The sequence below is a fragment of the Psychrobacter piscatorii genome, assembly GCF_001444505.1.
GTDB lineage: Bacteria > Pseudomonadota > Gammaproteobacteria > Pseudomonadales > Moraxellaceae > Psychrobacter > Psychrobacter piscatorii_B.
Genome location: NZ_LNDJ01000128.1, coordinates 1 through 6,961, shown reverse-complemented (window position 1 = coordinate 6,961; position 6,961 = coordinate 1). Strand labels below are relative to the sequence as shown.

Below are 6,961 nucleotides of genomic sequence, written 5' to 3'. Positions count from 1 at the left end.
GAACACCTTACGCTTATTCACTGCCGTACGAATCACACTGTTTAGCGACTCTATCGCATTGGTGGTATAAATCACTTTTCTGATGTCTTTAGGATACTCGAAGAACACCGTTAAGCCTTCCCAGTTATTGCGCCAAGACTTGACCACGTGCGGGTAATCTTTGCCCCAAGTCTCATCAAAGTGCTCAAGATTGGCCTCTGCTATCTCAAGCGTATCCGCACCGTAGATGGCCTTTAAATCAGCCGATACTTTCTTTTTATCCGTCCAGGGCACGAACTTCATTGAGTAACGCACCATATGCACGATACACAGCTGAACCTGAGCGTTGGGATAAACGGTATTGATGGCATCAGGGAAGCCCTTTAGACCATCAACACAGGCGATTAGGATATCTTGAACCCCGCGGTTTTGTAGTTCAGTGAGAACACCCAGCCAGAACTTAGCGCCTTCATTCTCTGATAACCACATACCCAGCAGCTCTTTTTTGCCTTCAAGGTTGACGCCTAAAGCCAGATAGATAGCTTTATTAATGATTTGCTTGTCTTGACGTACTTTGACGACAATGCAGTCCAAATAGACGATAGGATAGATACTGCTCAATGGCCGGTTCTGCCAAGCGGTGATGTCCTCTAAGATGTTGTCAGTGACTCTTGAAACCAGTGTGCTTGAGATATCGACGTCGTAGAGCTCTTTGATGCTCTCTACAATCTCGGTGGTGGTTTGACCCTTGGCGTAAAGGAATATGATTTTATCATCGAGACCTGAGATACGGGTTTGATGCTTGCGCACAAGTGTAGGTTCAAAGTCACCATCACGGTCTCTTGGGGTAGATATCTCAAGATCGCCTGTGTCACTGCGGACGGTCTTTTTAGTGTGCCCGTTGCGCTTGTTAGGCTTATCCGCCTTTTCATGCTTGGGATAGCCGAGATGATCTTCCATCTCAGCTTCAAGGGCAGTGTCGATAAAGGATTGCATGAGCTGCTTTTGGAAGTCTTTAATGTCATCGAAGCTGTTCATGCTGCCAGCCATCTGCTGGGCCAGTTTCTTGATGTCGGGTTGAGTAGTCATTGCTTATTCTCCAGTTAGTGGATTATAAGCAGTTACACAGTTTTTAGGAAAGGCTCCTGAAACTAGTCATAATAGACCTTTTAAGAGGCTTATTATATTCTTACATGATAGTAAATTTATTGACTCATATTTATTTTTTAAGTTGATTAGTTTAAACGAGAATCGTAATCGAATCGTACATTTAACTAAAGATTATTCGAAAGAAGATATTGAAGAAATAAATGTAAGCTTACAGAGTATGCTTATACAGTTTGATGAATTTATTAAAAAATAGCCATAAAAAAAGCCACTAGATTTCTCTAGTAGCTCTTTTTTTAAATACTAACTCAGTTAGGTCTATTACACCAAACTATTTACCGCTTCAACCACAGCATCAGTCGTGATACCAAACTCTTTATACAAGTCGCTAGCTGGAGCAGATTCGCCATAAGTGGTCATACCGATGACTTTGCCATCTAGACCAACGAACTTATACCAGTAGTCCACATGCGCGGCTTCTACTGCGACGCGAGCACGGATATTGGCGGGCAATACCGCTTCGCGATAGCTCGCCTCTTGCTCAACGAAGACTTCAGCACATGGCATAGACACCACACGGACGCCAATACCATTTGCGCTCAACGCCTCATACGCTTCCATCGCTAGGCCAACTTCTGAACCGGTGGCGATAATGATGGCTTGTAGCTCGCCTTGTTCTTTTGCCAGTACATAACCACCTTTGGTGATGTTCGCGACTTGCTCGCTGTCACGTGCTTGATGTGGCAAGCTTTGACGGCTAAAGATCAATGCTGATGGATTGCTTTCTGATTTGATTGCTTCTACCCAAGCACTAGCAGATTCAGTCGCATCACAAGGACGCCATGTACGTAGGTTTGGCGTGGTACGTAGGCTCGTCAATTGCTCAACTGGCTGATGCGTTGGGCCGTCTTCACCCAGACCGATAGAGTCATGCGTATAGACGTGGATGACGCGCTGCTTCATCAGTGCGCCCATGCGTACCGCATTACGTGCGTATTCCATAAACATCAGGAACGTCGCTACGTAAGGGATAAAGCCGCCATGTAGTGCAATACCATTGGCAATCGCGGTCATACCGAACTCGCGCACACCATAATAGATATAGTTGCCATCAGCGTCTTTCTCGATGCCTTTAGCGCCTTTAAATAGCGTGAGGTTTGAGCCCGCTAAATCTGCTGAGCCGCCTAGTAGTTCTGGCAGTAATGGCTGCAAGCTGTTGATCGCATTTTGGCTGGCTTTACGACTAGCGACATCACCGCCCACTTCTTGCGTTTGCTGAATATAGGCTTGCGCTTGGCTAGCAAAGTCAGCTGGCAACTCACCATTTAGACGACGTGACAACTCTGCGGCAAGCTCTGGATAGGCTTTTTTGTACGCTTCAAAGTCAGCATCCCAGTTCTTTTGCTGTACGTCGCCTTTGGCTTTAGCATCCCATGCTTCATAGATTTCGTCATCTAATTCAAACGGCGCATGTTTCCAAGACAGCGCATCACGCGTCAAGGCGATTTCGTCATCACCAAGTGGCGCGCCATGACTGGCCGCAAGGCCTTGTTTGTTCGGGCTACCAGCACCGATAGTCGTTTTGCAAATAATTAGGCTTGGCTTAGCAGTTTCTGCAATCGCTTGCTCAGTTGCCTGCGTAATCGCATCAGTATCATGACCATCGACTTTGATAACTTGCCAGCCGTAAGACTCAAAGCGAGCTTCGGTATCATCAGTGAACCAACCTTCAACATTACCATCGATTGAGATGCCATTGTCATCATAGAAGAATACCAATTTGCCAAGACCTAATGTGCCAGCGAGCGAGCACACTTCATGACTGATACCTTCCATCAAGCAGCCATCGCCTAGGAAAGCATAGGTATGATGATCGACGATATTATGACCGTCGCGGTTGAACTGCGCTGCGAGTGTCTTCTCTGCAATCGCAAAACCAACAGCATTGGCAATACCTTGTCCGAGTGGACCAGTCGTCGTCTCGACACCAGGTGTGTAGCCAAGTTCAGGGTGCCCTGGGGTCTTTGAATTTAGCTGACGGAAACCTTTTAGGTCATCAACGCTGACGTCATAGCCTGATAAATGTAGCAATGAATAAATAAGCATCGAGCCATGACCGTTTGACAATACAAAGCGATCACGGTTGTGCCAATTAGGATCTGCTGGATTGTGCTTCAAAAATTTGCGCCACAAAACTTCGGCAATATCAGCCATACCCATTGGCGCACCCGGATGTCCAGAGTTGGCTTTTTGAACCGCGTCAAACGACAGTACACGGATGGCATTGGCTAGTTTACGTTCGCTAATTGGAGCTGGCATAGAGTGTCCTAATATTCGAATGAGTCGTATAAAGATAAGAGGAGAGTGTACTCAGAGGATAATCCACCAAAAACGCGGCGTGCGTCCTCAGTGGATAGGCTATAAAATAAAAATGCAATATTAACATATTTGCTATGAGCCTAGCCAAAAATGCGGTGACAATACCGTTTCTATTTAGCAATGACTCACATCAGTTTTGTTAAACGATAGACAGTTATAGATATTAATTTAAGTTATCAGTAACAAGCTGCAAGTGACCTAAGTGATAAGCAGCTCATTACTTATAGTCCATTTATTAAACTGAAATAGTCTCAGTACCGCCCATAAATGGACGCAATACTTCTGGAATCGTAATGCTACCATCAGCGTTTTGATGATTTTCCATCACTGCTAGTAGCGTACGACCAACCGCCAATCCTGAACCGTTCAAAGTATGAGCTAAGCTGGTTTGCTTGCCATCTTTGACACGCGTACCCATACGGCGCGCTTGGAAATCGCCACAGTTAGAGCAGCTAGAGATTTCGCGGTAGGTATCTTGGCTTGGTAGCCATACTTCGATGTCATAGGTCTTTTGTGCGGCAAAACCCATATCGCCAGTACATAGCTGTACCGTGCGGTATGGCAACTCAAGCTGCTGCAAGATATATTCGGCCTGCCCTGTCATTGCCTCTAGCAAGTCATCAGACTGATCGCTGGTGCCAACATTGACCATTTCCACTTTTTCAAACTGATGCTGGCGGATCAGACCACGTGTATCACGACCGTGCGAGCCCGCTTCACTACGGAAACATGGCGTATGCGCGGTGAATTTTAGCGGTAGCTCTTTGATATCCAAACGCTCTCCGCGTACCAAGTTGGTCATTGGCACTTCTGCTGTTGGAATCAGATAAAAATCCATCTCATCGTTATTCGTGTGATTGCTTAGCTTAAACAAATCCTCTTCAAACTTAGGCAACTGACCCGTCCCTTTTAGACTATCGCTATTGACAATATAAGGCACATAGGTCTCAAGATAGCCGTATTTCATGGTATGGGTGTTGAGCATAAACTGGATCAGTGCACGATGCAGCTGCGCCAATTGGCCTTTTAGCACGTTAAAACGGCTGCCTGTCAGTTTGGTTGCGGCCTCAAAGTCGAGCATGCCAAGCGTCTCACCGATATGCGTGTGATCTTGAATTTCAAAATCAAACGTACGCGGCGTGCCCCACTTACGCACTTCTACGTTATCGTCTTCTGACGTACCTACTGGTACATCTGCTGCTGGAATATTTGGGATCTGTAGCGCCGCTTGAGTGATGCGCTCTTGCAGAGTACGTAGCTCGTCTTCAGCAGCTTTGATCTTACCGCTGACACTTTGCATCTCAGCCAATAGCTCACTGGCATCTTCGCCTGATTTTTTTAGAGCGCCGACTTGCTTAGCCCCAGCGTTACGACGCGATTGCAATTCTTCTGTTTTGACTTGTAGAGACTTGCGCTCGGATTCAATCGACTGCCAAAACTCCATATCAAGCGTGTAGCCACGTGTGGCCAGTTGTTGCTGTAAATCGCTCAAATCGCCGCGTAAGAGTTTTGGATCAATCATAATCGTTGCCTGTAACACTAAGAGTGAATAAGAAGTTTAAACATTATTAGTATAATTATTGGTCAGCTTATACTTATTGCAAAGCTTCATAACTCAATAACTACCTTGCCATGCTGCCATATTTTTTATCAAATTATATGGGTGCCGCTATCATACCAAGACCCAGCAGATTTGACCATGCTTTGAGCTTTTTTGAGCGCTTTTAGCGTGATTTTGGGCTACTACTTTCATTATTCATAGCCAGTCATACTTACCCGAAATGCATATCCTATATGTTCAACTTACTTTAATAAGACTCACTTACCTTTATTAAAGCCATTAATATCGCCGCTATCAGTGAACAGATCCGCTTATATGTTTCATTTAAGAGTACTTTTCGGTAAGATAAGCGCATACCTTTATTTACCTACAGCCAAGTAGTACATCATGACTTGGCTTTGGCGATGTAAACCCAACACTTTTAACATAAGCATCTGAGAAACCTTTATGGCCCTGTATCCTTACACGCTCCAACCTGTCGCCTTAAACCTAACTGAAGCTGAATTCCTTCAAGCCCAATATGAACTGTTTGCCAGTGCCAGCCCCTCTTTTGGTCTGTCAAGCTTTAAGACCAAAGAATGGATCATTATGGCTGTGGTTGTGGTACTCGCTATTGCAGGACTGATCTTTGTAACAGGCTACTCAACCATCATTTTTTGGTTGATGCTCGTTGGTGTGGTGATTTATCTATTGGCGCGTACTTTAGGCTTTAGATGGTATGTAAAAAGAGAGTTTGAAAAACAAATTGCTGATCAAGAGATGCCAGATGAAATGCGTCAAATGAAGCTAGGTGTACAAAAACATGGTCTGGTCATGGCAATGCCAAGCAACCAGCCTGAGATGATGAAAAACTCGCAAATGCGCGGTATGCAAATGCGTGCAGGTGCGACCCAGCAAGCGGTTATTCCGTGGACTGCTATCAAGAGCTGGGACGAGACTGACGACTATATCTTTATGATGTTTGAGATGAAAGGCCAGCAAGGTAGCCAAATTCTTCCGAAACGTTTGCAAGCGCAAAAATTCCCTATCGATACGGTACGTCAACATCTACAAGAAGTGGTTCCGGTCAAAGGCTTAAATCCTGAAAACTTGCAGCCGCCAGCATAACGGTTATCAGCTCTCTCTATCGTTTAGAAAAGCGATAGAGAGACTCAATTATAGTTTTATAAAACCAATCGCAAAAGTGAATTTATTATATTTAACTTACTAATGATAGTTTGCTATTATTATAAGCATCAAAGGAAGAGCTAGAGCTTATGTAGATATTAATAAAAGTTAAGATATTTTTATTTTTATGCTAATTAACTACTACTCGTCTTTCTTCAATTTTATATAACAACACTCACACTATAAGGACAATATTATGAGTAATACTAATAACGCTACTAACCAGATCGGTTTAGAAAAAGCTGACATGAGCGAAGTCATCGCTCAATTAAACAATCTGCTATCAACGTACCATGTGTTTTACTTAAATGTACGTGGCTATCATTGGAATGTAAAAGGTGAGCATTTCTTTACCTTGCATCCAAAGTTTGAGGAATTATACACAGCATTGCAGTTACAGATTGATGAGATCGCTGAGCGTATCTTGACTCTCGGTGGTACACCACTTCACGCTTATAGCGATTTTGCACAACACACGAGCATCAGCGAAGACAAAAACGTCAAAGATGGTACATCTTGCGTTAAAGGCGTAGTAACTGGTTTACAAGCGCTCATTGCCGAGCAGCGTCAAGTATCTTCATTAGCAGCAGAAAGCGACGATCAAGGTACCGCTGATCTGGTTGATGAATACGTACAAGAGCAAGAAAAGCTGGTATGGATGTACAATGCCTTTTTGGGTTAATACTTTACTAAGCTGATCACACTTAGCTTAAATAAATCCAAATAACAGTAAAACTTAAAAGCATAAAAAAGCACCCAGCTGGGTGC

5 protein-coding genes are annotated in these 6,961 nt (G+C 44.2%); 2 read left to right on the top strand and 3 right to left on the bottom strand.

Annotated features, from left to right (window positions below; all coding sequences use genetic code 11):
- The 3 genes from AS194_RS12815 to serS form a co-directional block, all read right to left on the bottom strand.
- Positions 1–1,068: IS256 family transposase (locus tag AS194_RS12815; protein WP_058025887.1), on the bottom strand; the 1,068-nt coding region annotated here is incomplete at its 3' end.
- 339 nt (positions 1,069–1,407) lie between these two features.
- Positions 1,408–3,405 carry a transketolase gene (gene tkt, locus AS194_RS12810; RefSeq protein WP_058025886.1) on the bottom strand — a complete coding sequence of 666 codons (1,998 nt, stop codon included), beginning with the start codon at positions 3,403–3,405 and terminating at the stop codon, positions 1,408–1,410.
- Positions 3,406–3,700: 295 nt separating this feature from the next.
- Complete coding sequence (gene serS / locus AS194_RS12805) at positions 3,701–4,987, bottom strand: serine--tRNA ligase (RefSeq protein ID WP_058025885.1); 1,287 nt, start codon at positions 4,985–4,987, stop codon at positions 3,701–3,703.
- A 486-nt stretch (positions 4,988–5,473) separates the two neighbouring features.
- Here serS and AS194_RS12800 point away from each other — a divergent pair, with 486 nt between their 5' ends.
- On the top strand, positions 5,474–6,133 hold the full coding sequence (locus AS194_RS12800) for a YcxB family protein (RefSeq protein ID WP_058025884.1): 660 nt from the start codon (positions 5,474–5,476) through the stop codon (positions 6,131–6,133).
- Positions 6,134–6,389: 256 nt separating this feature from the next.
- Entirely contained in the window at positions 6,390–6,875 is a 486-nt protein-coding gene (locus tag AS194_RS12795; RefSeq protein ID WP_058025882.1) for a Dps family protein, read from the top strand.
- The last annotated feature ends 86 nt before the right edge of the window (positions 6,876–6,961 follow it).